Annotated in this window: 29 protein-coding genes; 6 read left to right on the top strand and 23 right to left on the bottom strand. The window is 69.5% G+C overall.

Annotated elements, in window-relative coordinates:
* Positions 1 to 101: 101 nt before the first annotated feature.
* The 3 genes from ACQEXA_RS30485 to ACQEXA_RS30475 form a co-directional block, all read right to left on the bottom strand.
* On the bottom strand, positions 102 to 758 hold the full coding sequence (locus ACQEXA_RS30485) for a hypothetical protein (protein ID WP_432929552.1): 657 nt from the start codon (positions 756 to 758) through the stop codon (positions 102 to 104).
* A gap of 90 nt (positions 759 to 848) precedes the next feature.
* Positions 849 to 1,331: a helix-turn-helix domain-containing protein gene (locus ACQEXA_RS30480; protein ID WP_432929553.1), complete on the bottom strand. Its 483-nt coding sequence runs from the start codon at positions 1,329 to 1,331 to the stop codon at positions 849 to 851.
* A gap of 314 nt (positions 1,332 to 1,645) precedes the next feature.
* Positions 1,646 to 2,788 (bottom strand): phosphotransferase, encoded by a 1,143-nt coding sequence (locus ACQEXA_RS30475; protein ID WP_361825414.1) that lies wholly within the window; start codon positions 2,786 to 2,788, stop codon positions 1,646 to 1,648.
* Positions 2,789 to 3,025: 237 nt separating this feature from the next.
* Between ACQEXA_RS30475 and ACQEXA_RS30470 the strand changes: the two genes are divergently transcribed.
* Complete coding sequence (locus tag ACQEXA_RS30470; protein ID WP_432929556.1) at positions 3,026 to 3,880, top strand: HAD family hydrolase; 855 nt, start codon at positions 3,026 to 3,028, stop codon at positions 3,878 to 3,880.
* On the opposite strand, the gene ACQEXA_RS30465 is transcribed toward ACQEXA_RS30470, so the two are convergent.
* Positions 3,799 to 4,707, bottom strand: coding sequence for a winged helix-turn-helix domain-containing protein (locus tag ACQEXA_RS30465; RefSeq protein ID WP_432929558.1), 909 nt, complete (start codon positions 4,705 to 4,707; stop codon positions 3,799 to 3,801). The genes ACQEXA_RS30470 and ACQEXA_RS30465 overlap by 82 nt on opposite strands.
* Positions 4,708 to 4,842: 135 nt before the next feature.
* Between ACQEXA_RS30465 and ACQEXA_RS30460 the strand changes: the two genes are divergently transcribed.
* Positions 4,843 to 5,064, top strand: a complete 222-nt coding sequence (locus ACQEXA_RS30460) for a hypothetical protein (RefSeq protein ID WP_433131657.1) — start codon at positions 4,843 to 4,845, stop codon at positions 5,062 to 5,064.
* Between the two features lie 72 nt (positions 5,065 to 5,136).
* Here the strand turns inward: ACQEXA_RS30460 and ACQEXA_RS30455 are convergent, their stop codons facing one another.
* Together ACQEXA_RS30455 and ACQEXA_RS30450 are read right to left on the bottom strand one after the other, a co-directional pair.
* Positions 5,137 to 5,925, bottom strand: a complete 789-nt coding sequence (locus ACQEXA_RS30455) for an HAD family hydrolase (RefSeq protein ID WP_432929562.1) — start codon at positions 5,923 to 5,925, stop codon at positions 5,137 to 5,139.
* The gene (locus tag ACQEXA_RS30450; RefSeq protein ID WP_433131655.1) at positions 5,874 to 6,752 is read right to left on the bottom strand and encodes a GntR family transcriptional regulator; all 879 of its coding nucleotides are present in this window, start codon (positions 6,750 to 6,752) and stop codon (positions 5,874 to 5,876) included. Before ACQEXA_RS30450 ends, ACQEXA_RS30455 begins: the two co-directional genes overlap by 52 nt.
* 229 nt (positions 6,753 to 6,981) lie before the next feature.
* Here ACQEXA_RS30450 and ACQEXA_RS30445 point away from each other — a divergent pair, with 229 nt between their 5' ends.
* Complete coding sequence (locus ACQEXA_RS30445; RefSeq protein ID WP_432929566.1) at positions 6,982 to 7,170, top strand: hypothetical protein; 189 nt, start codon at positions 6,982 to 6,984, stop codon at positions 7,168 to 7,170.
* A 28-nt stretch (positions 7,171 to 7,198) separates the two neighbouring features.
* Here the strand turns inward: ACQEXA_RS30445 and ACQEXA_RS30440 are convergent, their stop codons facing one another.
* From ACQEXA_RS30440 to ACQEXA_RS30425, 4 genes are all read right to left on the bottom strand, one after another.
* Complete coding sequence (locus tag ACQEXA_RS30440) at positions 7,199 to 8,032, bottom strand: winged helix-turn-helix domain-containing protein (RefSeq protein WP_432929568.1); 834 nt, start codon at positions 8,030 to 8,032, stop codon at positions 7,199 to 7,201.
* 428 nt (positions 8,033 to 8,460) lie between these two features.
* Positions 8,461 to 9,717 (bottom strand): GNAT family N-acetyltransferase, encoded by a 1,257-nt coding sequence (locus ACQEXA_RS30435; RefSeq protein WP_432929570.1) that lies wholly within the window; start codon positions 9,715 to 9,717, stop codon positions 8,461 to 8,463.
* Positions 9,718 to 10,174: 457 nt separating this feature from the next.
* Positions 10,175 to 11,155 carry an asparaginase gene (locus ACQEXA_RS30430; protein WP_432929572.1) on the bottom strand — a complete coding sequence of 327 codons (981 nt, stop codon included), beginning with the start codon at positions 11,153 to 11,155 and terminating at the stop codon, positions 10,175 to 10,177.
* Positions 11,156 to 11,292: 137 nt separating this feature from the next.
* Positions 11,293 to 11,895, bottom strand: coding sequence for an RsiG family protein (locus ACQEXA_RS30425; RefSeq protein WP_432929574.1), 603 nt, complete (start codon positions 11,893 to 11,895; stop codon positions 11,293 to 11,295).
* Between the two features lie 261 nt (positions 11,896 to 12,156).
* Here ACQEXA_RS30425 and dtd point away from each other — a divergent pair, with 261 nt between their 5' ends.
* On the top strand, positions 12,157 to 12,582 hold the full coding sequence (dtd, locus tag ACQEXA_RS30420; RefSeq protein ID WP_433131653.1) for a D-aminoacyl-tRNA deacylase: 426 nt from the start codon (positions 12,157 to 12,159) through the stop codon (positions 12,580 to 12,582).
* A 3-nt stretch (positions 12,583 to 12,585) separates the two neighbouring features.
* Here dtd and ACQEXA_RS30415 read toward each other — a convergent pair whose 3' ends face one another.
* The 4 genes from ACQEXA_RS30415 to ACQEXA_RS30400 form a co-directional block, all read right to left on the bottom strand.
* Positions 12,586 to 13,551, bottom strand: coding sequence for a YgfZ/GcvT domain-containing protein (locus ACQEXA_RS30415; protein WP_432929576.1), 966 nt, complete (start codon positions 13,549 to 13,551; stop codon positions 12,586 to 12,588).
* 10 nt (positions 13,552 to 13,561) lie between these two features.
* The gene (locus ACQEXA_RS30410; protein WP_432929578.1) at positions 13,562 to 13,999 is read right to left on the bottom strand and encodes a Fur family transcriptional regulator; all 438 of its coding nucleotides are present in this window, start codon (positions 13,997 to 13,999) and stop codon (positions 13,562 to 13,564) included.
* A gap of 16 nt (positions 14,000 to 14,015) precedes the next feature.
* Positions 14,016 to 14,591 (bottom strand): FABP family protein, encoded by a 576-nt coding sequence (locus ACQEXA_RS30405; protein WP_432929580.1) that lies wholly within the window; start codon positions 14,589 to 14,591, stop codon positions 14,016 to 14,018.
* Positions 14,592 to 14,823: 232 nt separating this feature from the next.
* Positions 14,824 to 15,741 carry a hypothetical protein gene (locus ACQEXA_RS30400; protein WP_432929582.1) on the bottom strand — a complete coding sequence of 306 codons (918 nt, stop codon included), beginning with the start codon at positions 15,739 to 15,741 and terminating at the stop codon, positions 14,824 to 14,826.
* Between the two features lie 62 nt (positions 15,742 to 15,803).
* On the opposite strand from ACQEXA_RS30400, the gene ACQEXA_RS30395 reads away from it, so the two are divergent.
* Positions 15,804 to 16,106 (top strand): hypothetical protein, encoded by a 303-nt coding sequence (locus ACQEXA_RS30395; RefSeq protein WP_432929584.1) that lies wholly within the window; start codon positions 15,804 to 15,806, stop codon positions 16,104 to 16,106.
* 505 nt (positions 16,107 to 16,611) lie between these two features.
* Here ACQEXA_RS30395 and ACQEXA_RS30390 read toward each other — a convergent pair.
* Complete coding sequence (locus tag ACQEXA_RS30390) at positions 16,612 to 17,391, bottom strand: hypothetical protein (RefSeq protein ID WP_432929586.1); 780 nt, start codon at positions 17,389 to 17,391, stop codon at positions 16,612 to 16,614.
* Between the two features lie 192 nt (positions 17,392 to 17,583).
* Between ACQEXA_RS30390 and ACQEXA_RS30385 the strand changes: the two genes are divergently transcribed.
* A complete protein-coding gene (locus tag ACQEXA_RS30385) occupies positions 17,584 to 17,946 on the top strand; it encodes a DsrE family protein (protein WP_360993093.1) in 363 nt (120 codons plus the stop codon).
* A 30-nt stretch (positions 17,947 to 17,976) separates the two neighbouring features.
* Here ACQEXA_RS30385 and ACQEXA_RS30380 read toward each other — a convergent pair whose 3' ends face one another.
* The 8 genes from ACQEXA_RS30380 to ACQEXA_RS30345 all read right to left on the bottom strand — a co-directional run bounded on the left by ACQEXA_RS30380 (position 17,977) and on the right by ACQEXA_RS30345 (position 23,208).
* A complete protein-coding gene (locus ACQEXA_RS30380; RefSeq protein ID WP_359406063.1) occupies positions 17,977 to 18,234 on the bottom strand; it encodes a DUF3099 domain-containing protein in 258 nt (85 codons plus the stop codon).
* A 121-nt stretch (positions 18,235 to 18,355) separates the two neighbouring features.
* Positions 18,356 to 18,643, bottom strand: a complete 288-nt coding sequence (locus tag ACQEXA_RS30375; protein ID WP_134033173.1) for a DUF1416 domain-containing protein — start codon at positions 18,641 to 18,643, stop codon at positions 18,356 to 18,358.
* 42 nt (positions 18,644 to 18,685) lie between these two features.
* The gene (locus tag ACQEXA_RS30370; protein WP_432929589.1) at positions 18,686 to 19,531 is read right to left on the bottom strand and encodes a sulfurtransferase; all 846 of its coding nucleotides are present in this window, start codon (positions 19,529 to 19,531) and stop codon (positions 18,686 to 18,688) included.
* 140 nt (positions 19,532 to 19,671) lie between these two features.
* Positions 19,672 to 19,752, bottom strand: a complete 81-nt coding sequence (locus ACQEXA_RS30365) for a putative leader peptide (RefSeq protein WP_355139345.1) — start codon at positions 19,750 to 19,752, stop codon at positions 19,672 to 19,674.
* Between the two features lie 201 nt (positions 19,753 to 19,953).
* A complete protein-coding gene (locus ACQEXA_RS30360) occupies positions 19,954 to 20,688 on the bottom strand; it encodes an LmeA family phospholipid-binding protein (RefSeq protein WP_432929591.1) in 735 nt (244 codons plus the stop codon).
* Positions 20,689 to 20,862: 174 nt separating this feature from the next.
* Complete coding sequence (locus tag ACQEXA_RS30355) at positions 20,863 to 22,053, bottom strand: hypothetical protein (protein ID WP_432929593.1); 1,191 nt, start codon at positions 22,051 to 22,053, stop codon at positions 20,863 to 20,865.
* Between the two features lie 8 nt (positions 22,054 to 22,061).
* The gene (locus tag ACQEXA_RS30350; protein ID WP_359403602.1) at positions 22,062 to 22,316 is read right to left on the bottom strand and encodes a MoaD/ThiS family protein; all 255 of its coding nucleotides are present in this window, start codon (positions 22,314 to 22,316) and stop codon (positions 22,062 to 22,064) included.
* 37 nt (positions 22,317 to 22,353) lie between these two features.
* Positions 22,354 to 23,208, bottom strand: coding sequence for an alpha/beta hydrolase (locus tag ACQEXA_RS30345; RefSeq protein ID WP_432929595.1), 855 nt, complete (start codon positions 23,206 to 23,208; stop codon positions 22,354 to 22,356).
* Positions 23,209 to 23,272: the final 64 nt, after the last annotated feature.

Here is a 23,272-nt window from a genome sequence, read left to right as displayed (position 1 = left end):
GTATGGCCACCGTACCCATGTCCTGCGGCCGTGTATCAATGAGAACGGGCCGGACACTCCAGGAGTGCCCGGCCCGTCGCATGTGGTCCGACACCCGGTGCTTACTTGGCCGGCGGCGTGGTCTTCTTCGCCACGGGCTTCTTGGTGGGGGCCGGGGCCTTCTTCGCCACCGGCTTCTTGAGGGCGGTGGGCTCGGCCTTGGCCTCGGCCTCCGCCGGCTTGGGCTCGTCCTTGACCACGACGGGCTCGGGCTTGCCCTCGACGGCGACGGCCAGGTCCTCGATCTCGTCGGCCGCCTCGCCGCGCCAGGTCTTCACGGCCTGCTCGCCGTGCTCGGCGACCTTCTCGTAGGTCTCACGGGCCTTGACCGCGTACTCGGCGGCCACGCCGACGCCGCGCAGGGCGAAGTCCTGGGCGGTCTCGCCGAGCTTCTTCAGGTCGGCGTCGAGGTTGTTGCCGAACTTCTTGATGTCCGAGTCCAGGCCGTTGAGGAACTGGCCGACCTTCGACTGGATGGTCGTCTGGGTCTCCTTGACACGGGCACCGGCCTCCTTGGAGAAGGCCGTGGCCCTGTCCTGGACCACCTTCCGGTCGGTGTTGCGCACGGCCTCGATACGGGCAGGGGCCTCGGTGCGCAGCTGCTCGACCAGAGCGGGCACCTTCCTGGCCTGCTGGAGGGCCAGGTCCGCGGTGCCCGCGGCGAAGTAGAGCGGGGTCGGGTCACTGAGGGTCTTGCGCAGGTCGTTGGTGATGGCCATGGAAATGGATCTCCCGCTTCGGCTTTCGGCTGAGGGTTTTGGGTGGTCCGCTGGGTGCTTTCCGCTCGTCCCGGTCATCCGATCTCCGGGTCAGCCTGCGGTCTGCAGCGGACCGGCATCGCCGTCGCCGGCCGTATGGGGGTCGGGCTCTGCGGTGTCCTGGGCTGCATCCGTGTCCTGGGCCTGCGGACCGCCCTCGCCGGACGTGTCCGCCCGGGCCGTCTCGAAGCCGTTCTCCTTGCGGAAGGACTCGTAGATCTGGAGAAGCACCTGCTTCTGCCGCTCGTTGAGTGTGGGATCGGCGAGGATGACGGCACGTGTCTCCACCTCGTCCCGGTCCCGCTCGGCGTCGAGAATGCCGGCCCGCACGTACAGCGTCTCGGCGGAGATCCGCAGCGCCTTGGCGACCTGCTGCAGCACCTCCGCGCTCGGCTTGCGCAGCCCGCGTTCGATCTGGCTCAGATACGGATTGGACACCCCGGCGGCGTCGGCGAGCTGCCTGAGCGACAGCTGCGCATTGCGCCGCTGTTCGCGCAGGTACTCACCGAGATTGCCGACGTTGAGCGATGCCATGTACCCACCATGCCGCACCGGCGCTAACAATTGCAAGCACCTGCTTGCAAAAGTGCGCTTCGCCACGCGCGGTGTCGCACGGTCGACGTACCTGACACCCCCGCCTGGACGGCGACAAGCCGAGGCACCACCACGCGGACGAGTGACGAACGAACCGGTGACAGGCCTCGCATACCCCACGGATCGGCGCCGACACGGGCACCCGGAAGGCACAAGCGCACCTTCCTCGACGTACATGAGAAGGGTGTGAACCCCGAAGGACAATCACCCGAAGGAGGTCTTCGGGTAAGTGGTTCGACCCGGACGCGCACGCGTCAGAACGCCACCGGGTGGCCCTGCTCCCGGAAAGCCGGATCCATCGCTTCCCGGGCTGTGCGCCCGTTCGTCGCCCACGGGGCGAGCGACGATGTGACACGGTCCAGGTCCGGCACGTGGGCGAGACCGAGGGGTTTCTCGGCGGCGGTCAGCACCTGGTGCACCTTGTGGGCCTCCTCCTCCAGGACGGGTTCGCCGGCCTCCGGCCAGGAGTCCAGGAGCTGGGTGGCGCGGATGACGTCGGTGAACACGGACTGGGCCCGCTTGAAGTCGAGCAGTCTGGGGAGATCCTCTTCCCAGCCGTTCGTGCTTCCCTCTCTCTCCTCTTCCATCGCCTCGCACCACCGCTTGGCCATCAGATCGTGCTGCGCCTTCGGATAGCGCATCAGATACAGATGAGTGGCCAGGTCGTAGAGAGGGTCACCGAACATCGCCAGTTCCCAGTCGATGGCCCACAGCCCGCCCAGGTCGTCGACGATGAAGTTCTCCCGGTGCAGATCGGCGTGCAGCAGGCAGAAGGGCCGCTCGCTCAGGCCGGCGACACGCTCTCTGAGCCGGTCGAAGGACGATCCGTCGAGCCCCAGCGAGGCGAACAGGTCCGGGAACCTGGTCAGGTTGTCCCGGTACACGCGCTCTTCGGCGAAACAGATGAGGCGCTCCAGGAACCCCTCGGTGTCCCCGTCGGCAGGCCGGTCCTCGGGCCTGCACTCGCGCTCCACCTCCAGCGACGTCGGCGTCACCTTGGCCATCTGGCGGAACAGGCGCAGGATCTGGGCCGTGATGCCGTCGGGAACCTCCGTGCCGGATGCGTACCGCGTCCCGAGCGTCTCCCCTTCGATGAACCTCTGCAGGCGCACCCCGTCGGCGACTTCGATGAGTTCGGGGATGCCCGAGATACGGCCCTGGAGAGCGAGCAGCAGCGTTTCCTCCGACGCGAAGCACCGGCGGTCGAACCAGAGCAGGTTGCTGCGCGGCTCCCGGCACTTGCCCCGCATGGAGTAGGACCCGGTGATCGCGGCGGGCAAGGGGATCACATAGGTCTCGTGGTGATAACCCGCAAGCGGCCCTTCGACCGCGCCCGGATCAGCGCTCATCTCGGTGGCGCGATCCCGCGCGGCGAAAGAGACACGTTCGGCTGACATCGTTCGTTCCCTGGCCTGAAAGCGCACCCGTGGTGCGGAAGTGATGCACGGTACTCCCCCGCGGTGAGCATGGTGCCAGAAAGGATTCTTGCAGCGTGTCGGTCGCCCCCGTGGCGGAACGAACGACCTGGCATACGCCAACCGTGTGGCCCGGCATGGTGGTCGCCCCCGGTCCTCGCACCTACGAACGCCGCGCGCCTGCTCCCGCCGAATGGCACGGTCGTCGACACTGACGAGGTGATCACCAGTGGAGGCACGCACGACGTACTCACCGACCAGGAGACCCTGAAAGGGCTTCTGAACCGTGTGCGCGCCGTGCTGTTCGACTTCGACGGCCCCCTGTGCGACCTCTTCCGGGGGCGGTCGACCGCGTCCATCGCCGACGAGGTCAAGGTCAGGGCCCGGCAGGAATGGAACCTGTTGGACGCCGGGGCCGAGGCGTGCACCGACTCTCACGGCATGCTTCGCGAGCTCGCCGGGATGCTGGACCGGTACGGGCAGAGCGCGCTCGGCGGACCGCCCGTCTGGGCCGACACCATCGTCAAGAAGCACGAATACGCGGCGGTGGCGTCCGCCGGGGCCGTCGACGGCGTGCACATCTTGGTGGACGCACTGCATGCCCTCGGGAAACGGCTGCTGGTCGTGACCAACAATGCCCCGGGGGTGGTGCGGGCCTTTCTGGAGCGAACCGGCCTCGAGCCGAAGTTCGACGGCATCTACGGCCGGGACCCCAGGGATCCGCGCCGCATGAAGCCGCATCCCGATCCGGTCCTGCGTGCCCTGCGGCGCCTTTCCGCGGTGGAATCGGACGCGGTGCTGCTGATCGGCGACCAGGTGACCGACTTCTTGGCGGCGCGCGAGGCGGGAGTGCTCTTCCTCGGTTACGCGCAAGCGGAGTCGCGCGCCCGGGAATTGGACGCCTTGCGGCCGGAGGGTGTGATCAGCTCCTACGCCCCGCTCATCGGTGCAGCGGCAGAACTTCTCCGCGAGGCCGCGACCCAGTCCCCGGGTCATCCCTGCGCATCGATGGCGATGAGGTCCCAGACCGAGTCGAACCAGGACTGCATGCGGTCCACGAACGCCGTCCCGTAGAAGTCCGGGTCCTCGCTCTTCTCGAAGTGCAGCAGACGGGCCCCGAGTCCATCGACGTCGATCGCGTCTATCTCCTCCATCGTCGGCAGCACGATGGGCCGCTGGATCACCTCGTACATACCGAACAGCGCTTCACGGCCGTTCAGGAGATAGAGCTTGAAGGGCGGCGGGATGGCGACGTACCGGATGCTCACGTCGACCTGCGGGACGTGGCCCTGAGCCCGTAGTTCCTCGAGCTTCCTCCGCAGCGACGTCGTGCTGTCGTGCGCGATCTTCCGCAGGCGCTCCAGGGGGCGTACGTCCTTCGGGTCCGCGAGGGCCCGCAGATAGGGCAGAGGAAGGTCCTCGGCGGGAATCAGCATGCGCAGGGCTATGCGCTGCGGTGCGATCTCCCCGGTCCGGATCCGTTCTCCCTGCAAGGTGATACTCGAGTCCAGGGACTCGGACGTCAGCGTGAAGACGTCGAGCGTCACCTCGGGTTGCTGGAACGCCTCGGAGATCCGCGATGAGACCGTGCTGTGCGACCGCCGGACGGGCGCCGTCGCGTCCGGACGAGGCTTACCCGCCGGCTCCGGCTGCTGCTCGCCCGTGGAGACCACACGGGACCCGCTGCCCTGCCGGGACTCGATGAGGCCTTCGTCCCTCAGCTTCGCCAGCGCTCGCTGCACGGTGTCGCGCGAGACACCGAACTGGTCGGCGAGCTCACGCTGGGTCGGCAGCAGCGAGCGAGGTGCGTAGCGGCCGACGACGATGCGGGACCGCAGTTCGTTCGAGACCCGCTCGAACTCCCTGCCGCCGCCCTCGTCACCGATGCGCTCGCCACCCACACGCCGACCGTACCGCTCCCGACTGACAAGCAAACCAGTTTCAGTCAAATAAGCATCCCAACCGGCCTGCCAGTTAACCGATCAACCTTCAAGGGGATGACCAGATTAAGTCAACCAGTCCAATAGGACCGAAGGTTGATCGCTTCTCTGCACCAGAGGCTACCCGGGGGAGTCATGGTCGTCCTTGAACTGCTCTACCGCGTACTGCTCATAGAGCTCCAGCAGGTCTTCGTCTCCCGATACGGCGTGTGGGGAGCCCTCTGTCTCTTCTTCATCGGCGTCGGAGCGCGGGCCCGGAACACGGCATGTCTGTCTGCCGGCGCCGTGCTCTTCGTTCTTCTGATGTCGCAGGCCTGAGGATCGCCCGGCCACCCACCCAGTCAACCAGTCCAATCGCGCGAGCAATCGGCGCGAGAGCGCGGCGGCGGATCAGGCCTGTGCGCGCAGGACCCGCAGCACCGACTCCAGCGAGCGCACGATCACCTGGGCGCCCGCGTCGCTGAGGAGTTTCTCCTTGTCCTCGTTGCGCGCATAGCCGAGGAAGGGCACGCCCGCCTGTTCAGCGGCCTGGAAGTCGGACGGGGTGTCTCCGATCATCAGGGTGGCCCTGTGAGCCGCTCCCATCGCCTGCAGGGCCCGGTTCAGGTGGTACGGGTCCGGCTTCTGCTGGTGGAGTTCGTGGGTGCGGCCGTAGATGTGCGGAGTGAAGCATTCGGCGAGTCCGCGATGCGTCAGGTACGCGGAGACCGTGCGCGCGGAATTGTTGGTGGTGACGGCGAGCCGGGCGCCGAGCGCGGTCCAGGTGCGTATCAGCGGGTCGGCGTACGGGGTGGGCTGCGCGCTGGAGACGGCCCTCAGTTCCCGCTGGGTGAGCATCTCCTCCAGGTCGGCCACCAGGTCGCTCCCCCGGTGCCGCTGATCCACCGCGTGCAGAACCGCCTGCGGGTCGGGGTCCTCCTTCTCCTCCTCGGTCAGCAGCCTCAGGAGCCCCTGCGCCTCCAGTCGCTCCACGAGTTCCCGTGCGATCTCCGACGCCGAGTAGCCCGCGAACAGCCGGCAGATCGGCCCGTCGAAGTCGAAGAGGACGAAGCGCGCGCTGGTGATCAGTTCGCGGAGTTGTTCCGTCAGTTCTGTCACCGGATCAGTCTGCGTCGTGTCAGGAGTCACTAGGAGAGTGTCAGGTCCGTCGTGATGGTTTCCCAGAGGGCGTCGAACCACTTCTGGGATTGGTCGACGAACGCCGCGTCCCGCTGGCTCGTCCTGCGCTCGAAGGAGAACAGGAGGGACGTGGTGCCCCAGGTGTCGTACATCTCCAGGGTCTGGCTCCCCACCTCCTCCTCGCGCTTGGTGAGCATGTAGTACGCGATCAGGGCTTCCGAACCGTTGAGGAGGTACAGCTTCACCGGTGGTGTGAAGGGGAGCGCCCGGAACGCCACATGGACGTCGATCTTGTGCGATGTGCGCAGGGCCTGGAGGTTGTGGCGCAGGACGTGGCCCTGGGCGTTGCGCTGCTCGAGCCAGCGCCGGTGGACCGGGTCCTCGTCGCCGGCGCTCTTGACCGAGATCGGGAACGCCAGGTTGATGTCCCGGGAGGGCAGGAGGATCCGCACGTCGATCGACTGGGGGCGGATACGGCCCTCGTGGATCAGGCGGACCGGTTCGCCGAGCGCCAGCATCAGCGTCTCCGCGGTCAGACAGGCCGCGTCTATACGGACGTGCGGCGCCGCGAACGCCTCCGTCAGCCGCGGGGCCAGGGCCACCATCGTCGGCTGGGGCTCGTCCCTGACCGGCTGCGGTTCCGCGACCCTGGGCGGGCTGCCCTTGGTGACATTGCTGAGCAGGCCGTCCTCCTGGAGGGCGCGCAGGGCCTGGCGGACCGTGCCCCGCTCCACTCCGAACTCCTCGGCCAGCTCGGCCTGGGTGGGCAGGCGGTCGCCCGTCTTCAGGTCGCCGGTACGGATGCGGTCCCGCAACGTGTCGGCGATCTCCTGTGGCGAGAGTCTTCTGCTGCCGTTCACTGCGACGTTCTCCTGGGTCACGACCAAACGCTACAACCCACGTCCATCTATGTGGAGTTGTCTGATGATTGTTTATAAGTAGATACCAACTGGGGATAACTTCAATGGAGTTGGTAGCCAACTCTACCGAGTTGGCGGAGGATTTGCCTCCTCTCGCCAATCAACCGCAGGTAGTCATCCCATGCACACGGCTCGTTCCCCCGCTGCCCCGTCCCCCGGATCCGGGAGATCCGAACTTCAGGAAAGAGGTGCCGCCGTGCCCGCCCTCGCACTCCTCTCCGCCCTCTTCGTCGTCGGCTTCGACCAGTTCGTCCAGTGGAAGTACGGCACGATGGGCATGATCGGCCTGCTGCTGCTCACCGTCGGCGTCAAGGCGAAGAGCCCCACCTGCAGCTCCGTCGGGGCCGTGGTCCTCGCCCTGACGGTCACCCAGCCCGCCCTGTGAACAACCCGCCCCGCGAACAAGGGGGCGGCTAGCTTTCGAACTCCAGCTCCGAACTGATGGTCTCCCACAGCGCGTTGAACCACAGATGCGACTGCTCCACGAAGGTCGTGTCCCGTAGGCCCGTCCCCTGCGCGAAGGGGAACAACATGGACTGGGTGCCCTCCGCGTCGTACATCTCCAGGTACTTGTGGTCGATCTCTGCGCCGCGGCGGGTCACCGTGTAGTAGGCGAACAGCGCCTCCGCCCCGTTGAGCAGGTACAGCTTCACGGGCGGAGTGAAGGGCAGCGCGCGGAAGGATACGTGCACATCGATGCCGTGCGTGCTGCGCAGTGTCAGCAGGTTGTGTCTGAGTACCTGGCCCTGTGCGTTGCGCTGGGCCAGCCAGCGCCGGCGCAGTCGGCCGTCGTCCGTGTCCTCCACCGGCGCGGGGAACGCCAACTCGATCCGGCCGCTCGGCAGCAGGACACGCACATCGACTTTGGCCGGTTTGATGCGCCCCGCGTGAATCGCGCGCAACGGCTCGCTCATCGCGAGCGTCAGCGACACCGACGTCAGGCACAGGGCGTCTATCTCCACGTGCGGAGCCGCGAAGGCGGCGGATATCCGTGGGGCGAGCGCCACCATCGTGGGCTGCGGCGTCGCCTCGAGGCCGGACGGCACCCCGCCCACGAACCGTGCGACGGTGGCCGGGCTGCCCTTGGACACATTGGTGAGCAGATGCTCCGACTGCAGGATGCGCAGCGCCTGGCGCACCGCTCCCCGTTCCACGCCGAACTCGTCCGCCAGCTTGGCCTGCGTGGGCATGCGCTGGCCCGGCCGCAGCGCTCCGGACCTGATCCGGCTGCGCAGCTCGTCGGCCACGTCGTGGTGTGACCTCTGTGGCCGTTGTGACCTCTCCCGCCCGTTGACGGCGGCACCTTCCGGCTCCACGGCGAAACATTACAACTTCACGCCATCTTTGGGCAGTTCAGCGATAGGTGGTTATGAGACGACTCCAGCTGGAGATAACTCAATTGAAGTTGGTCGCCAACTTCGGCGAGTTGAGCAAGCTTGAGCGGCCTTGCGAGACATGGTCCTACTTTCGGGAGGTTGGTCACGTTCCCGGGACGGGAACGCCAGGTGCTCAAGCCGGCAGGACGACTGATCGGACTCCCTTCCGGAGGGGAGCCGGGAGCTCGGTCGGTCGCCATCGCCCGCACCCTCACAACCACAACTGAATCGCTACGGATGCACAGCAAGGAATGCCACCACCCGCACGGAAGGAGTGCCACCCAAGGGCCCGCAAGGGCTCAGAAGATGTCCGGGCACCACGGTCGCCTGGATGTACGCAGCAGGGCGTCGGCGACAAGGGCGGCGCCCTTTTGCTGTTCCCGCACGCGCCCGAGCGCCGCGAGCCGGACCGCGGACTCGTCGCCCAGCCACAGCGTCGCCAACTCGGCCACAAGCATGGTCAGATGGGGCTCCCGGTCGGTCGGCACGCAGGTCGCGCCGTCCGGTCCCGCCTCCAGCAGGTAGCGGCCCGAGGCCAGCCCCGCCTCGTCGACGATCTCCAGGACGAGCGTGCCCCGGGCGTCGTACGTGCGTGCCTCCAGTGCCCTTGCGACGTCGAGTATCCGCACCCACAACCAGTCCGCGTACGTGGTGAGACGCGCGGCGCGCGGGTCCGGCAGGAGGTGCGGCAGCAGATCGTCCGGGGCCCGGTACCCCGACTTGACCGCGGTGACCCAGTCGATCGAGCAGAGGTAGTGCCACAGGGCACGCTCGGCGGCCGGGCCGGTGGTGATCAGGCTTCTGACCTTCGCCGTGTTCAGAGGCCTCTTGTCGTCGCCCCAGTGGTCGTCGCACACATACGTGGCGAGGCCGTCGACCTCGCCGGACGCGGAGCGGTGAACGGCGTAGAACGGCTCGGTCCAGGGCCGGGCGTCCAGACGGATCACGCCCGTGTGCTTCTGCCACCAGCGCTCGTCGCGGGTGACCACGCCGGGCCGGCTGCGGCGGAGGCGCTCGTGGAGCTCGGGGCCGAGCTTGCGTACGTCGGAGCCGTCCACGAGGTCGATACGGCCGCCGTCGTCCGGGGCGGGGCGGTGGCGGTCGAGGCCGGTACGCGGAACGTCCACGGTCCACTCGGCGGTGTGGGTGGCCGGGCCGAAGCCGTAGCGGCCGTAGATGGGGTACTCGGCGGCGATGAGTGTGGCGACCACGTCACCGCGCTCCTTCGCTGCGGCGAGGTCCCGCGCCATCATGCGGCTGAGGATGCCGCGGCGGCGGTGGGTGGCGGTGACGGAGACGTTGGTGATGGCGTCGGCGGGGACGGGCGCGCCCCCGACGGCGGTGAGCTCCTGCGGGAAGGAGCGGAAGGTGGCCACACAGCGACCGTCGTCGAAGGCGCCGAGGGTGCGGGACGGGATGATGTACGTGCCGAAGTCGGCGACGTCGTGGTCCGAGGGGTGCGGGGGCTGGAGGAAGCCGGTGCTGAGGGCGCGGCTCCAGTCCCGGATCTCGGGTTCGGTGATCGGGCGTACGTCGATGTCCTCGCTGCGGCTCATGTGAACACGCTAGGGGGACGGTCAGCAGGGTGTCGCGCGGATTTCCCGCGCGCGGAGCAGGGCGGTGCCGCCCTACCGCCCTCGCGGCCGGCCGCCCCGGACACCCCGCGAGCCTCGGCCGCCTGGCGTCCCGCGGGCGCACGCCGAGCCCCGGACCAGAAGGGCCTCCGGCCGCCCAGGAGCCCCGTCCCGGGGCGCCGCCCCGCACACCCCGCAGACCTCGGCCTCCTGGCGTCCCGCGGGCGCACGCCGAGCCCCGGACCAGAAGGGCCTCCGGCCGCCCAGGAACCCCCTGTCGCACTGACGCCCCTGTCCGCCCAGGAGCCACCGTCCACCGGACCGGCCGAGGACGAGGGCCGGCACGGCCGAATGAGCGCGGGCCGGCCAGCGGCAGCGCACGCCGTCCTCTCAAGGCCCTTCGCTCAAGAACGAGGCCACGGCCGCATCACCGAACGGCCTAGAACACCGCTCGTATCTCCCCGACCTCACGCTCCCCGCCCAGCAGCGGTGCCTTGCCTATGCGGTCCACCACCGGGGCGTCGATGCCCATCAGGTTCAGAGCGCGGGCCAGGACCGGGCCCAGTGCCCGGGTCGCGCCGTCGTCCACCTTGAAGGCCATGGCCCGGCCGTTCGGGAGGGCCACCGCCTGGACCGCCTCCGCGCCCATCTTCGACAGGGCGCCGGGAATCTCGCGCATCAGCCAGGTGTCGGGACGGCGCGTGCCCGCCACGTACTCCGGGTGGGCGTGCATCGCGTCCGCCACGCGGCGTTCCGGCGTGCCGGGCGCCGCCAGGACGAAGGAGCGGAAGGCGTGAGCCAGGCCGACGAGGCTGATCGCCATCAGCGGCGCCCCGCAGCCGTCCGTACCGACCGCCGCCACGGACTCCCCGGCCGCCTCCTCCACCACCGAGTGGATCAGCTGCTGCAACGGGTGCGCGGGATCGAGGTACGAGTCCATCGGCCAACCCCGCAGCGCGCAGGCCGCCAGCATCGCGGTGTGCTTGCCGGAACAGTTCATGGCGACCCGCTCGCGGACGGCGCCGGAGGCCAGGAACGCCTCCGCCTCCGCGGGGTCGAGCGGCAGATCCGGCGGGCACTGCAGCCGCTCATCGGTCAGACCGTGCTCGGTGAGCATCGTGCGCACCAGGTCCAGGTGGAACGCCTCGCCCGAGTGGCTGGCGGCAGCGATCGCGAGCCGTTCCCCGGTCAGGTCGAGGCCCGCCCGCAGAATGCCGGCGGCCTGCATCGGCTTGTTGGAGGAGCGCGGGAAGACCGGGGCCTTCACGTCACCGATCGCGAACTCCACGGAACCGTCGGCTGCCAGCAGCACCAGGCTTCCGCGGTGCCGCCCCTCGACGAACCCGGACCGCACCACCTCGGCGAGCACCGGGGACACGGAGGACGGAGCGGACGGGAGGGTCTGTACGGACGTCGTCATGGGCGGTGGCCTTCTGGACGGGAGGACCCGCCCCGGTGCCGCCCGCGGGGTCCACCCGGCACGGCGTCGCAGGCGGCCGCCGGGGTCCCGGGGCCGCCGTGCACACTCGGGGCCCCGGGTTCGCCGGGGCCTCCGCGTCACATGAGCAGGTCGTCTACTTGTGCTTCCCCCTCACGGTACCTGCGTGCGATTTCGGCGCTGCAGTCGTCCGCCGTGCGCTGCAACTGCTGCCGCCGCCGGGAGACCTGCCGCTCGTACCGCACGAGTCGGCCCATGCCCGCGCCCAACTCCTCGTCCGTACGCGCCTGGAGGTCCGACAGCTCGACCTCGGCGAGCATCTCGGCCGCCAGCCGCCGGTACTCCTCGCCGTGCGGTGTGCCGACCGTCACATGGCGGGCTGAGGAACGGTTGCGGGCGGGCGCGTCCCTGAGGATCTCGGGGAGCCGGTTCACGACCCCTTCGAGGATCCGTCCGCCGCGCCGGGCGAGCTCCGCCCGCAGGATGTCAATGCGGCCCTGGAGCAGCCGCCGTACGTAGCTGAGATCGGCCTCGTCCCGCTGCGCGTCCCGGCGCAGCGCGCGCAACTCGGTCAGCAGCAGCGCGGACAGGTCGGGTCCGGGCAGGTCCGCGGGCGACGGGCTGTCCGTGCGCTGCACGGGCGCCCGGCACTCCCCGGCGTTTCCCGTACGGGCGGCGGGCGCCACACCTCCGGGCCGCTGCTCGGCACTGGCTGTGCTCATGTACTTACCGTCCCCTCGACCGGAGCGGCACCCCCCACGGATGCGCCGCAACACACGCATCGTGCCACCCGAAGTGGCCGCTATGTGACCGAGTGTCCCTGATCTGCCCCGGATGGAGGGGTTGGGGGCCGATAAGAATCCCCTCTTAAGAGATCACCGCAGGACATCGAGCGGATGCGTTCGTGGGCCGTGGCGAGAAGACCCGGGGACCGTGGACGGCCGCTTCCCGGTGTCCTCGAGCGACACGGCATGATGGTCGGCATGCGTGCGGTGGTGCAGAGGGTGGACGGCGCGAGCGTCGTCGTGGACGGCGAGACGGTCGGCGAGATCAGCGGTGAGGGCCTGTGCGTGCTCGTCGGGGTCACGCACGAGGACACCAAGGAGAAGGCGGCCCAGCTCGCCCGCAAGCTCTGGTCGATCCGCATGCTGCACGACGAGAAGTCCTGCTCCGACATCGACGCGCCGCTGCTGGTGATCAGCCAGTTCACGCTCTACGGCGACGCCCGCAAGGGCCGCCGTCCCACCTGGAACGCGGCCGCCCCGGGCGATGTGGCCGAACCGCTCGTCGACGAGGTGGTGGCCCAACTCCGTTCACTGGGCGCGACGGTGGCGACGGGCCGGTTCGGTGCGCAGATGCGCGTGTCACTGGCGAACGACGGCCCGTTCACCGTGCTGCTGGAGATCTGAGCCCTACGGCTCCACGACCACTTCCTGTGCCGCCGCCGTCGAGTCCGCGACCAGCCGGGCGTCGACCGGGACGTTCCGCTTGACCAGGGCGAGGGCGATCGGGCCCAGTTCGTGGTGGCGTACCGAGGTCGTCACGAAGCCGATCTTGCGTCCGTCCGGGCCCTCGTCCGCGAGGTGCAGCTCGGTGCCGTGCGGCGGCAGGTGGACCTCACTGCCGTCGAGGTGCAGGAAGACCAGCCGGCGCGGCGGCTTGCCCAGGTTCTGCACCCGGGCGACCGTCTCCTGGCCGCGGTAGCAGCCCTTCTGCAGATGCACGGCCGAGCCGATCCAGCCCAGCTCGTGCGGGATGGTGCGGTGGTCGGTCTCGAAGCCGAGGCGGGGGCGGTGGTGCTCGACGCGCAGCGCCTCGTAGGCGAGCAGCCCGGCCGCGGGACTGTTCTTCTCCGCGTACGACTCCAGGTCGGCGCGCGGGAGGAAGAGATCGCGGCCGTGCGGGGTCTCACGGACCACGACGCCTTCGGGTGCCTCGGCGATGGAACCGGCCGGCAGGTGCACGACCGCGAAGTCGTCCGTGCGGTCGGCGACTTCGACCCGGTAGAAGAACTTCATCGACTCCAGGTAGGCGGCGAGGGCGGCCTGGGTGCCGGGCTCGACATGGGCCCAGACCGTCTTGCCGTCGTCCACCAGGTACAGCGCGTGCTCGATGTGGCCGTGCGCGGACAGGACGAGCGCCTCGGTGGCCTGGTGGGGCGGCAGTTCGCTGACGTGCTGGGTGAGCAGAAGGTGCAGCCAGCTCAGCCGATCCTCGCCGCTGACGGCGATGACGCCGCGGTGCGAGAGATCCACGAATCCGGAGCCGTCGGCAAGCGCACGCTGCTCGCGGAACAGGTCGCCGTAGTGGGCGGCGACGCCTTCGTCCACTCCCTCGCCGGGAACGGCGCCGGGCAGGGACAGCAGAGGACTCTTCATACCGTCCAGCCTACGATGGGGTAGTTGAATTCTTGAGGGAACAGTCCCGGCACCGGCCGAAGATCGCGAAGTGCTTCATATCGGTTTGGAAACCGAAGGTGTCGCGGAGCTTCGCGGTGAACTCGGCGGCCACGTCGAGGTCGGCCTCGATGACGTTCATGCAGTCACGGCAGACCAGGTGGATGTGGTGGTGCCGGTCCGCGAGGTGGTAGGTCGGCGCGCCGTGCCCGAGGTGGGCGTGGCTGACGAGACCGAGCTCCTCCAGGAGCTCCAGGGTCCGGTAGACGGTGGAGATGTTGACCCCCGACGCCGTCTTCCTCACCTCGCCGAGGATGTCGTCGGGGGTCGCGTGCTCCAGAGTGTCCACGGCTTCGAGCACGAGTTGCCGCTGCGGGGTCAGCCGGTAGCCGCGCTGCCGCAGATCGCTCTTCCAATCGGTGCTCACCACACTGGAAAGTCTAGAACTACTTGAAGAAGGCGATCCCGTCGTCCGGAAGGTCGTCGGGCAGCGCCTTCGCCCAGCGCTCGACGTCCTCCGGGGTGACGACCTTCTTCAGATGGGCCGACATGTAGGGACGCAGCGGGACCTCGGGGGTCTGCTTCTCACCCACCCACATGAGATCGCTGTTGACGTATCCGTACAGCCGCTTGCCGCCGGTGTACGGGCCCGATGCCGCCGTCCGGGCGACGGCGTCCGTGGCGATGTCGATCTGCGGCTTCTTCACGGCCAGCTCGCCGTACCAGACCTCGACGACCCCGTCGTCGCGGACCATGGTGACCTCGACCTTGCGGTTCGCGTCGATCCGCCAGTAGCCGGCCTCGGTCTCCAGCGGCCTGACCTTGTTCCCCTCGCCGTCCAGCACCCAGCTGTGGGAGTGGTACTCGAGGAAGTCCCGCCCGTCGTGGGTGAAGGACACCTCCTGGCCGAAGTTGCACTTCTCGGAGCCGGGGAAGTCGTGCACGCCCGCCCCTGCCCAGTTGCCCAGCAGGAAGGCCAGAGGGACGAGGTCCTTGTGGAGGTCGGACGGAATCTCGATCATGAGCAGCTTTTCGTAGTGGAGGTCGTGTACACCGGGGGTACGGGGCTCAGCGCTGGCCCTCGTACAGCTTCTTCACGGTCAGTCCGGCGAAGGCGAGCACGCCGAGGCAGACCAGGACCAGCAGGGTTTCGAAGAAGATCTCCACAGGTGCTCCTTGGTGGGCGAGGGTGGGTACGCAAGAGCCGGGTCCCACTCTAGTCGGGTGGAACCCGGCCCTCTCTCCGAGGTCGGCTCAGCCCAACAGCTCGCTCTGCAGGACGACCGTCTGCTGGAACGGCACGGCCTTCGCACCGCCCTTTCGGGACTGGACGACCAGCGCAAGGACGTCACCGGCGGCCAGGTAGGCGTGGCGAACCTGCTCAGCCCCGTACGGCTTGGACTCGGCGTACGCGAAGCGCTCGATCCCCACGACCCGGGACGCGACCGGGAAGTCGTCATCGGCGACCGAGGCCTCGGTTCCACGCAACGGGTACTCCGGCTCGCTGTAGGGAGCCAGTTCGGTCCGCAGTTCGTCCGCGACGGCCCCGGTGTCGAAGTGGAGCAGATAGATCCGGGTGTGCGTGCCGTCCTGCGTGGTCCAGCCCCGGGCCGCGATGTGCCGCAGACCGTCGTCGGTCAGCCGCTGGCCGAACTCCTTGCGGTCCTGCTTGTCGGAGTACTCCGCGAGGAAGCTTTCGGTCGGCAGCCAGCCGTCCTTCCCGCGCAGCGCCTTGTCCTCCTGAGCTCCCGCGGGGGCGGGCAGCACCAGGGCACGCAGGTCGGCGTAGTGCGAGCCGACCACGTTGGCCTCGGCGAACGGACCGGGGCTGCCTGACGGCAGCGGCGGCCGGACGATCTCGGGGAAGGTCCAGCGCCCGTCCGCCTCGGTGGCGAGGCCGGGCACGTCCGTACGGTCCATGCTCGTGATGCCGAACGCCGCGGACGCGCCGACCGCCGCGAAGACGGCGACCGCCGCGGTCCAGCGCAGCACGCCCCTCAGTACCCTGCGGTCCTTCTTCGCGGGCGGCGGCCCGGCGACAGCGAACGCGCCGGCACCGCCGGCCGCCGGAGCCGCCTCGGGCACCGGGGGAGCGGCCATCGGCTGCATGGCCGCGGCATCCATCGGGCTCTCCGGCACCACCGGCTGATCCGTGGTCTGCTGCTCGGTCATACCGCCTCCCGGGGTCCTTGATGCGGTCCAGTTGTGCGCGGAGCAAGGCCGCCGCGCCCTTCTTGTCCAGTGGCTTGGCCCCGGACACGGTGGCGCTGACCAGGACATCACCCTCGTACGCGGAGCAGACCATGTGGTCGATCTTCTCGTCGCGGACCGTCGGCGGCAGGAAGCAGCGGGCGTTCTTGTGGCCCTCGATCGTCGGCCCCGCCCGGAACACCTTCATGGCGCCGAGGAACTCCTGCTGGAAGGCCGCGATGGAACGCACCGTCCGCCGGCTCTCCATACGGGACAGCACGATCTCGACGGTGAAGGCGTCCTTCGCGTACGAGGTGGAGACGGTCGCGCTCTCCGAACTGAGGTAGCTGCGCATCGCCATGCCCTGGATGTGCTCCTTGTCGATCTCCTTCTCCAGCTGCAGCCGCTGCGAGCGGGGCAGGGTGCGGAGCGACTCCTTGCGCAGTTCGGTGGCCTGCCTACCGCTCAGCTCGGCGTCCGAGCCGAACTCGCCCATGTCCGGACCGCGACCGTAGCCGTTGGTGCCGAAGGGCAGCAGCATGCCCTTGAGGCCGGTGGCCTCGGCATGGACCTTCTTTTCCGCCTTGGCCTCCGGCAGGCGCCAGACCGGCGCGCCCGGATCGCGGTCGGCGTTCTGAACGGTGACCACGGTGTACCCGGCGCCGCCGAGCACCGCGAGGAGCAGCACGGCGCTTCCCGCGATCACTCCGGCGCGTCGGCGGTGGGCGGGTCGCGCACTGTCGGGTGCGGCCGCCTCCGGCGCCGCGAACGGGTCTCCGGCCGGGGCCACGAGCCCCGGCTGTCCGGCCTCGTCCACGGGTCCGAGGGGAGCGGGATTCTGCGGGTTCTCGCTCACAGCCGTCCCATCTGCTGCTCGGCCAGGCTCATGATCTCTTTCTTGGTGATCGCTTTGGTGTCGGTGACGAAGACGTCGACGGAGATGTCACCGCGCCAGGCGTGCGCCTCGGCCGAGTACAACGGGAGGTAGCCCGGCTTCTGGTCGGGCGTCGAGTCCACGTATGCCATGCCGTCGCCCGTACCGGGGATCGGCCAGCCGTGCGAGCCGGAGTCCCGTTCCGCCCAGTACGATCCGTTCTCCGCCTGATCCGCGGCGTCCAGGTCCTCCACCTGCCGGTACTGGACGAGGTGGATCTCGACGTAGTGCGTGTCGGTCGTCCGCCAGGAGGTGATGGCCGCACGCCGGAACTCGCTCGCGATCTGGTCGGGGAAGGCCTCGTCCGGCTTCTCGTAGGTCTCCGCGTACGAGGCGAGGCTCAACCAGCCGTCGTCACTCACCGAGTACGGGGCTTTCCGGGCCCCGGCCGGCCGCTCGACCAGCAGCTTGCGCAAGTCGCCGTCGGTCTTCACACGGCGGTCCTGCGCGGCCGACAGCGGCTCCGCCTCTCCCTTGGCCTGCTTGACCACCGGCTGGGACAGCGGCGGCAGCGGCGTGGGCGTACGGCCCGCTTGCACGACATAGCCCGTGCAGGTTCCGGCGACGATGCCGAGGACGGCGGCACCGCCGATGAGCATGGCGGTCCGGCCGCGCCGACGACGGCGGGGTGCGCCGTCCACGGGCCCGTCCGGTGCCTGCTCCCAACCTCCGGCCGGGCCCTCAGTCCCTTCCGGCACCCGCGCTTCCGGTGCTTCCGGTGTTTCCGGTGTTTCCGGTGCCACGACGGGACTTTCCGGCTGTCCTTCGGGTCTTTCCTGTTCTTCCAAGACGTCCCCCCACGGAACGTGAAGCGCGATCTTGTGTCCGCGCCTCGCAGAAGACCCATGGGTAACGTTAGGAGTTGTAAAGGAGTTGATTACGATTCAGGCATGGCGAAGAAGCTCGTGATCAAAGTGACGGCAGGATCGGACGCACCCGAGCGCTGCTCCCAGGCGTTCACCGTGGCGTCCGTCGCGGTGGCCAGTGGAGTCGACGTCTCGCTCTGGCTGACCGGTGAGTCCTCGTGGTTCGCGCTGCCGGGCCGGGCCGCGGAGTTCGAGCTTCCGCACGCGGCGCCGCTGCCCGACCTGATCGAGGCGATCATGGCGGCCGGGCGGATCACCTTGTGCACCCAGTGCGCGGCCCGCCGCGACATCACGGAGAAGGACGTCATCGACGGCGTACGGATCGCGGGCTCGCAGCTGTTCGTCCAGGAGGCGCTGGCGGAGGACACCCAGGCACTCGTGTACTGAGGCGTGCCCGGCAAGGGCGCCGGACACCGGCTAGTGGCGCTTCTTGCCGTCCAGCTCGTCCCACCACTCGTCGGACTTCGGGTCCCCGGACGGGTCGTCCCACCAGCGGTCGTCGGGGCCGCGACGGTTCGCCACCATGGCCGCCAGCGGCGGGATCACCATCGCGACCACGCACATCCCCACGGCTGCGGGAATGGACCACAGCCGTACGACGCCCCAGGCCAGGACGAACAACCCGATGCAGGTGGCCATCATGGCGAAGTAGACGTGACGCCGTCGTGCGTACATACCTCCAGGCTATGCCCGCACATGCCGAAGGGCCGCACCCCTGCCGGCGATCGTCCAACCCCCGGGGGATGCGGCCCTTCAGCCGTGCACGCACGGTCCCTCGGACCGTCGTGGAGTGCCGTCAGACGGCGATGGCGACCTCCGCGAGGCCGCCCGTCCGGGCGACGACCGTGCGGTCCGCGGTGCCGCCCGGCACCAGGGCGCGTACGGTCCAGGTGCCCTCGGCCGCGTAGAAGCGGAACTGTCCGGTCGCCGAGGTCGGGACCTCGGCGGTGAACTCGCCGGTCGAGTCCAGCAGGCGCACGTACCCGACGACCGGCTCGCCGTCGCGGGTCACCTGGCCCTGGATCGTGGTCTCACCCGGCTTGATCGTCGAGGCGTCGGGGCCGCCGGCCTTCGCTCCACACATGTGTACTTCCTTCGGTAGGTCGGTAGGTCCGGGGGTCCCGGGTTACTTGGCGGCGCCGAGCTCGATCGGGACGCCGACGAGGGAGCCGTACTCGGTCCAGGAGCCGTCGTAGTTCTTGACGTTCGGGACCTCGAGCAGCTCGTGCAGGACGAACCAGGTCAGCGCCGAGCGCTCACCGATGCGGCAGTACGCGATGGTGTCCTTGGACAGGTCGACGCTCTCCTCGGAGTAGAGCTCCTTGAGCTCGTCGTCCGACTTGAAGGTGCCGTCGTCGTTGGCGTTCTTCGACCACGGGATGTTGCGGGCGGTCGGGACGTGGCCCGGACGCTGCGACTGCTCCTGCGGCAGGTGCGCGGGAGCCAGCAGCTTGCCGGAGAACTCGTCGGGCGAGCGGACGTCCACCAGGTTCTGCACGCCGATCGCGGTGAGCACGTCGTCACGGAAGGCGCGGATGGACGCGTCCTGCGGCTTGGCCTTGTACTCGGTGGCCGGACGCGCGGGCACCTCGGTGCCGTCGACCAGCTCGCGGGCGTCCAGCTCCCACTTCTTGCGGCCGCCGTCCAGGAGCTTCACGTTCTCGTGGCCGTACAGCTTGAAGTACCAGTAGGCGTAGGAAGCGAACCAGTTGTTGTTGCCGCCGTAGAGGATCACCAGGGTGTCGTTGGCGATGCCCTTCTCCGACAGCAGCTTCTCGAAGCCGGCCTGGTCGATGAAGTCGCGGCGGACCGGGTCCTGCAGGTCCTTCGTCCAGTCGATCCGGACGGCGTTCTTGATGTGGTTCTTGTCGTAGGCCGACGTGTCCTCGTCGACCTCGACGACGGCGATGTCGGAGTCGTCCAGGTGCTCCTGCAGCCAATCGGCGTCGACCAGGACGTCGCTGCGGCTCATGCTCTTTCTCCTCCGGGGCAGTTGCGGCGGGGTGTGCGAGTCGGAAAGGGTGTGATACGCGGCTTGGCGGTGGCGTACACGGCACACGGATGGCCCGGTGTCAGGTCCGGGGCCGGGGATGCGGGAGACCGCTCTCCCGTTCAGGAAGTGCGACAGAGCATGGCGGCGACACGGCACAGGTCTACTGCCCGCCGCTTCGTGAGATCCGCCTGTCGCTGCATGATGTCGATCGTAGGGACGGACCGCCGGACGTGTCACCGGGGTGTCACATGGTGAGATGCGATCGTCCACGATATGAGAGCGATCGAGTGACACGACTGCCACGGCGCCGCCCCCGGGCGTCCCGGGCCGTCGTCCCATCTGCCGTACGGACGCGGGCGTCTCGCTCTACGGACACCCGCCGTCCACAGCCATGTGTCGTACTACCCCGCGAGCTTGACGTCCGAACCCTTCACCGTGACCTCCACACCGGCGGGTGCCGCCTGCACCTTGTCCAGTCGTATGCCGCCGGGCAGCTGGTCGATCGCCTGCTGGAAGTCGGTGACGGCGCGTATCCGGTCCTCGGCCGGCGCGACGCCGGCGATCTTGGGCAGGGAGTCGGCGTGCACCTTCATCTTGTTGTTCTGCACGGTGACCGAGCTGAGCACGTAGACCGTGGGCAGCTTCTTGCCGAGGAAGGTCGGCTCGACCGCGACCTTGAGCTTGCCGTTGCCGCCGTCCGAGAGGCCGACCACGCGGGCGGTCAGACCGGGCCCCGCCTGGGTCGGCTCGGCCTTGGCCGTCCTGAGCAGCTCGTCGTACGTGATGAGCGCGGTGCCGGTGGCATCGGCCGCGGTGGCGGAGCTGTAGTCCCCGGAGAACCTCACGTCCTTCATGTCCGCGTTCAGATCGTCTATGCGGATCTGCTCGCCGCCGTCGCCGGTAGGTGCCTGGTAGTTCTTGATACCGACCTCGACGTCGTCCAGCTCACCGCCCGCCATCTGGGTGAGGAAGGGGAAGCCCTTGATGGACACGTCCGGGGTCTGGGCCAGGTTCTGGGTGGTCCTCAGCTTGTCGGCGGCCTCGCTCTCCGCGAAGTGCACCGCGACGCGGTCCACGATCACGAAGAGAACGCCCAGGACGACGGCGACGATCAGCAGTATCCGCAGTGCGCGCATTCTCGGTGTTCCCCCACCTCGCCGTCATCGACAACGGCGGTCGCTGACGGCCGGGTGACCGCCGAGCGCGACTGTAACCCTGCACGGTCGGGCGGCCACCGAATTGTCGATCACCTGTGACATACACGCATCCGGCGGCCGGCCGTACGAGCGGGCGCGCACGGCCGGGCACCGTCAGCCGATGGCACGCCCCAGCAGGTAGACCACCGGCGCCGCCGCCGTCAGCGGCAGAGCGACGCCTGCCGTGAAGTGGACGAAGCGCGAGGGATAGTCGTAGGAGGCCACCCGGTGGCCGATCAGGGCGCACGCGCCCGTGCCCAGACCGAGGAAGGCCCCGGAGCTGCCGAGGCCGGTGGCGCCGCCCATCGCGATACCCGCACCCGCCGCCGCCAGCAGGGCCACGACCACGGAGGCCGCGGTCGGCAGCGGCAGCGCCCGCGCGAGGACCGTCACCGCGACCGCCACGGCGCCCACGGTGACGGCGTGCGGCGCGGCCGCGAGGTGGCCGGCCGCGGCGATCGACAAGGCGGCCGAGGCGACGGTCGCCATCAGGCCGTGCATCCGCGTGTCCGGGTCGGCGTGCGACCGCAGCTGCAGGACGAGGGCGAGCAGCACCCACACGCCGAGGGTGCCAAGGATCGCGGCGGGCGCGTGCTCCCGGCCTGCCACGAGCAGCGCGACGTCCGCGGTGACCGCGCCCAGGAAAGCCAGTGCGATGCCCTGACGGGCCGGCCACATGCCGTTCAGCCGGAACCACCCCGCGGCCGTCACGCCCTGGAGGATCACCAGCGGTACGACCAGGGCGTACGTCCCGAGAGCCGCGCCCCCGGCCAGCAGCGCCCCCAGCGCGGCCGTCAGCGCGGCGGGCTGCAGCCCGGGTTCGATGATCGGCGAACGCCCCTCCAGCCGGGCCCGCTGGTTGGCGGGGAGGGCGGAGACGTCGACGACCGGGGCCTGGGGCGCGGTCGTCGTCCGGGTACCGCCGCCGCCCTGGTCCGCCGCCCAGCCGCCACCCTGGGCTGCCGCCGCCCAGCCGCCGCCCTGGGCTGCCGCCGCCCAGCCGCCGCCCTGGTCCGCCGCCCAGCCGCCGCCCTGGGCGGTCGTGCCGCCGGGGCCCGACGGATGGGCGCGGCCGTCGGCCCCGGACGCCGGGTAACCGTGCGGCCCGTAGCTCTGGGCCTCGGGCGGCAGGGGCTGTGCGGCCCCGTAGGGCTGCCCCTCCCACTGCTGCGCGTAGGGCTGCTGCTGTTGCGGATACGCGGCGTTCGGGTCGTACCACCCCTGCTGCTGCGCCTGCTGCGGGTGGGGCTGCTGCTGATAGGGGTCGTACCCCGCGTCGTAGCCCTCGTACGGCTGGTTGCTCATCGCTTCGCTCATCCTCCTGCGAACGGCGGGAGCACCTCGACCGTGCCGCCCTCGGCCAGCCGTACCGTCTCATGCTCACGGGTGCCCACGGGATCACCGTCGACGAGGAAGGAGCATCGCCGCAGAACGCGGACGAGTTCGCCGGGGTGTCGCTCGCGGGCCGTGTCGAGCGCCTCCGCGAGCGTGATCGCGTCGTACGGCTCCTCGGCGGTCCCGGCCGCGGCCTTGGCGGCGGCCCAGTAGCGCACCGTGCCCTTTGCCATCTGCTTCCTCAACTCGGTCGTGGTGAACACGGTCAGGCTAGCCCGCGCGGGAGACGACCCATGCGCCGATCCGCTCCAGCAGCTCGTCGTCGCTGGCGTGCTCGGCGTGGCCCATGCCGGGCTCCAGCCACAGCTCCGCGTGTCCGGGGGCGGCCTCGGCCAGCATCCGGGGGTGGTCGAGGGGGAAGTAGCCGTCCTGGTCACCGTGCACGATCAGCAGCGGGGTCGGCGCGATCAGGGGGACGGACTCCACGGGCGAGACCGGGACCGGGTCCCAGCCGCGGTGTTGGATACGGGTGCGCAGACCGTAGCGGCCCACCAGGCGTCCTGCGGGACGGGTCACCAGCCAGTGCAGCCGCCGCATGGGGGCGGTGCCCCGGTAGTACCAGCGCGCGGGAGCGCTGACGGACACCACCGCGTCCGAGTGCGCTCCTTCCTGATGGAGCGCCGCGTGCCGCAGCACCACCGACCCGCCCATCGAGAAGCCGACGGTGGCCACCCGCGTGTGCCCCAGCTCGCGCGCCCATCGCACCGCGGCCGCCAGGTCGAGCACCTCGCGGTCACCGACCGTGGACCTTCCCCCGGACGCCCCGTGGCCCCGGAAGGAAAAGGTGACCACCGCGCCGTGACGTGCGAGGGCGCCGGACACCCGGCGGACGTGGGGCCGCTCCAGATCCCCGGTGAAGCCGTGCGCGACGACGATCACGAGATCTCCGAGGTGGCCGGAAGATGCACGTCCGGTGTCGTGGGCAAAAGGGCCCGGATCGTATGCGGCGTCGATCGACACCCCGTCGGCCGTGCGCAGGAACGTCCGTACCGGCCCCCGACGTGCCGTCTCAGAGTGCGGACCAATCGTGGATGGTGCCATGTGACCTGCCCGACCAGTGCTCATGTGGGCTATTCTGCTGGGCAGAGGACTCGGGCAGCGCAGCCCCCGGGTCCTTTTGTGCTTTCGG

It is taken from the genome of Streptomyces sp. CA-106110, assembly GCF_050936285.1.
Taxonomy (GTDB): Bacteria; Actinomycetota; Actinomycetes; order Streptomycetales; family Streptomycetaceae; genus Streptomyces.
This window is presented reverse-complemented; position numbering and strand designations above follow the sequence as displayed.

Coding starts and splice junctions, on each gene's coding strand:
- ACQEXA_RS30350 (WP_359403602.1), bottom strand. CDS start 22,316: ATGGCAAAGGGCACGGTGCGCTACTGGGCCGCCGCCAAGGCCGCGGCC.
- ACQEXA_RS30415 (WP_432929576.1), bottom strand. CDS start 13,551: ATGAAGAGTCCTCTGCTGTCCCTGCCCGGCGCCGTTCCCGGCGAGGGA.
- ACQEXA_RS30370 (WP_432929589.1), bottom strand. CDS start 19,531: ATGAGCCGCAGCGACGTCCTGGTCGACGCCGATTGGCTGCAGGAGCAC.
- ACQEXA_RS30375 (WP_134033173.1), bottom strand. CDS start 18,643: ATGTGTGGAGCGAAGGCCGGCGGCCCCGACGCCTCGACGATCAAGCCG.
- ACQEXA_RS30400 (WP_432929582.1), bottom strand. CDS start 15,741: ATGACCGAGCAGCAGACCACGGATCAGCCGGTGGTGCCGGAGAGCCCG.
- ACQEXA_RS30485 (WP_432929552.1), bottom strand. CDS start 758: ATGGCCATCACCAACGACCTGCGCAAGACCCTCAGTGACCCGACCCCG.
- ACQEXA_RS30430 (WP_432929572.1), bottom strand. CDS start 11,155: ATGACGACGTCCGTACAGACCCTCCCGTCCGCTCCGTCCTCCGTGTCC.
- ACQEXA_RS30475 (WP_361825414.1), bottom strand. CDS start 2,788: ATGTCAGCCGAACGTGTCTCTTTCGCCGCGCGGGATCGCGCCACCGAG.
- ACQEXA_RS30365 (WP_355139345.1), bottom strand. CDS start 19,752: ATGCAGCGACAGGCGGATCTCACGAAGCGGCGGGCAGTAGACCTGTGC.
- ACQEXA_RS30385 (WP_360993093.1), top strand. CDS start 17,584: ATGGCGAAGAAGCTCGTGATCAAAGTGACGGCAGGATCGGACGCACCC.
- ACQEXA_RS30480 (WP_432929553.1), bottom strand. CDS start 1,331: ATGGCATCGCTCAACGTCGGCAATCTCGGTGAGTACCTGCGCGAACAG.
- ACQEXA_RS30355 (WP_432929593.1), bottom strand. CDS start 22,053: ATGAGCAACCAGCCGTACGAGGGCTACGACGCGGGGTACGACCCCTAT.
- ACQEXA_RS30405 (WP_432929580.1), bottom strand. CDS start 14,591: ATGATCGAGATTCCGTCCGACCTCCACAAGGACCTCGTCCCTCTGGCC.
- ACQEXA_RS30360 (WP_432929591.1), bottom strand. CDS start 20,688: ATGCGCGCACTGCGGATACTGCTGATCGTCGCCGTCGTCCTGGGCGTT.
- ACQEXA_RS30425 (WP_432929574.1), bottom strand. CDS start 11,895: ATGAGCACAGCCAGTGCCGAGCAGCGGCCCGGAGGTGTGGCGCCCGCC.
- ACQEXA_RS30380 (WP_359406063.1), bottom strand. CDS start 18,234: ATGTACGCACGACGGCGTCACGTCTACTTCGCCATGATGGCCACCTGC.
- dtd (WP_433131653.1), top strand. CDS start 12,157: ATGCGTGCGGTGGTGCAGAGGGTGGACGGCGCGAGCGTCGTCGTGGAC.
- ACQEXA_RS30345 (WP_432929595.1), bottom strand. CDS start 23,208: ATGAGCACTGGTCGGGCAGGTCACATGGCACCATCCACGATTGGTCCG.
- ACQEXA_RS30435 (WP_432929570.1), bottom strand. CDS start 9,717: ATGAGCCGCAGCGAGGACATCGACGTACGCCCGATCACCGAACCCGAG.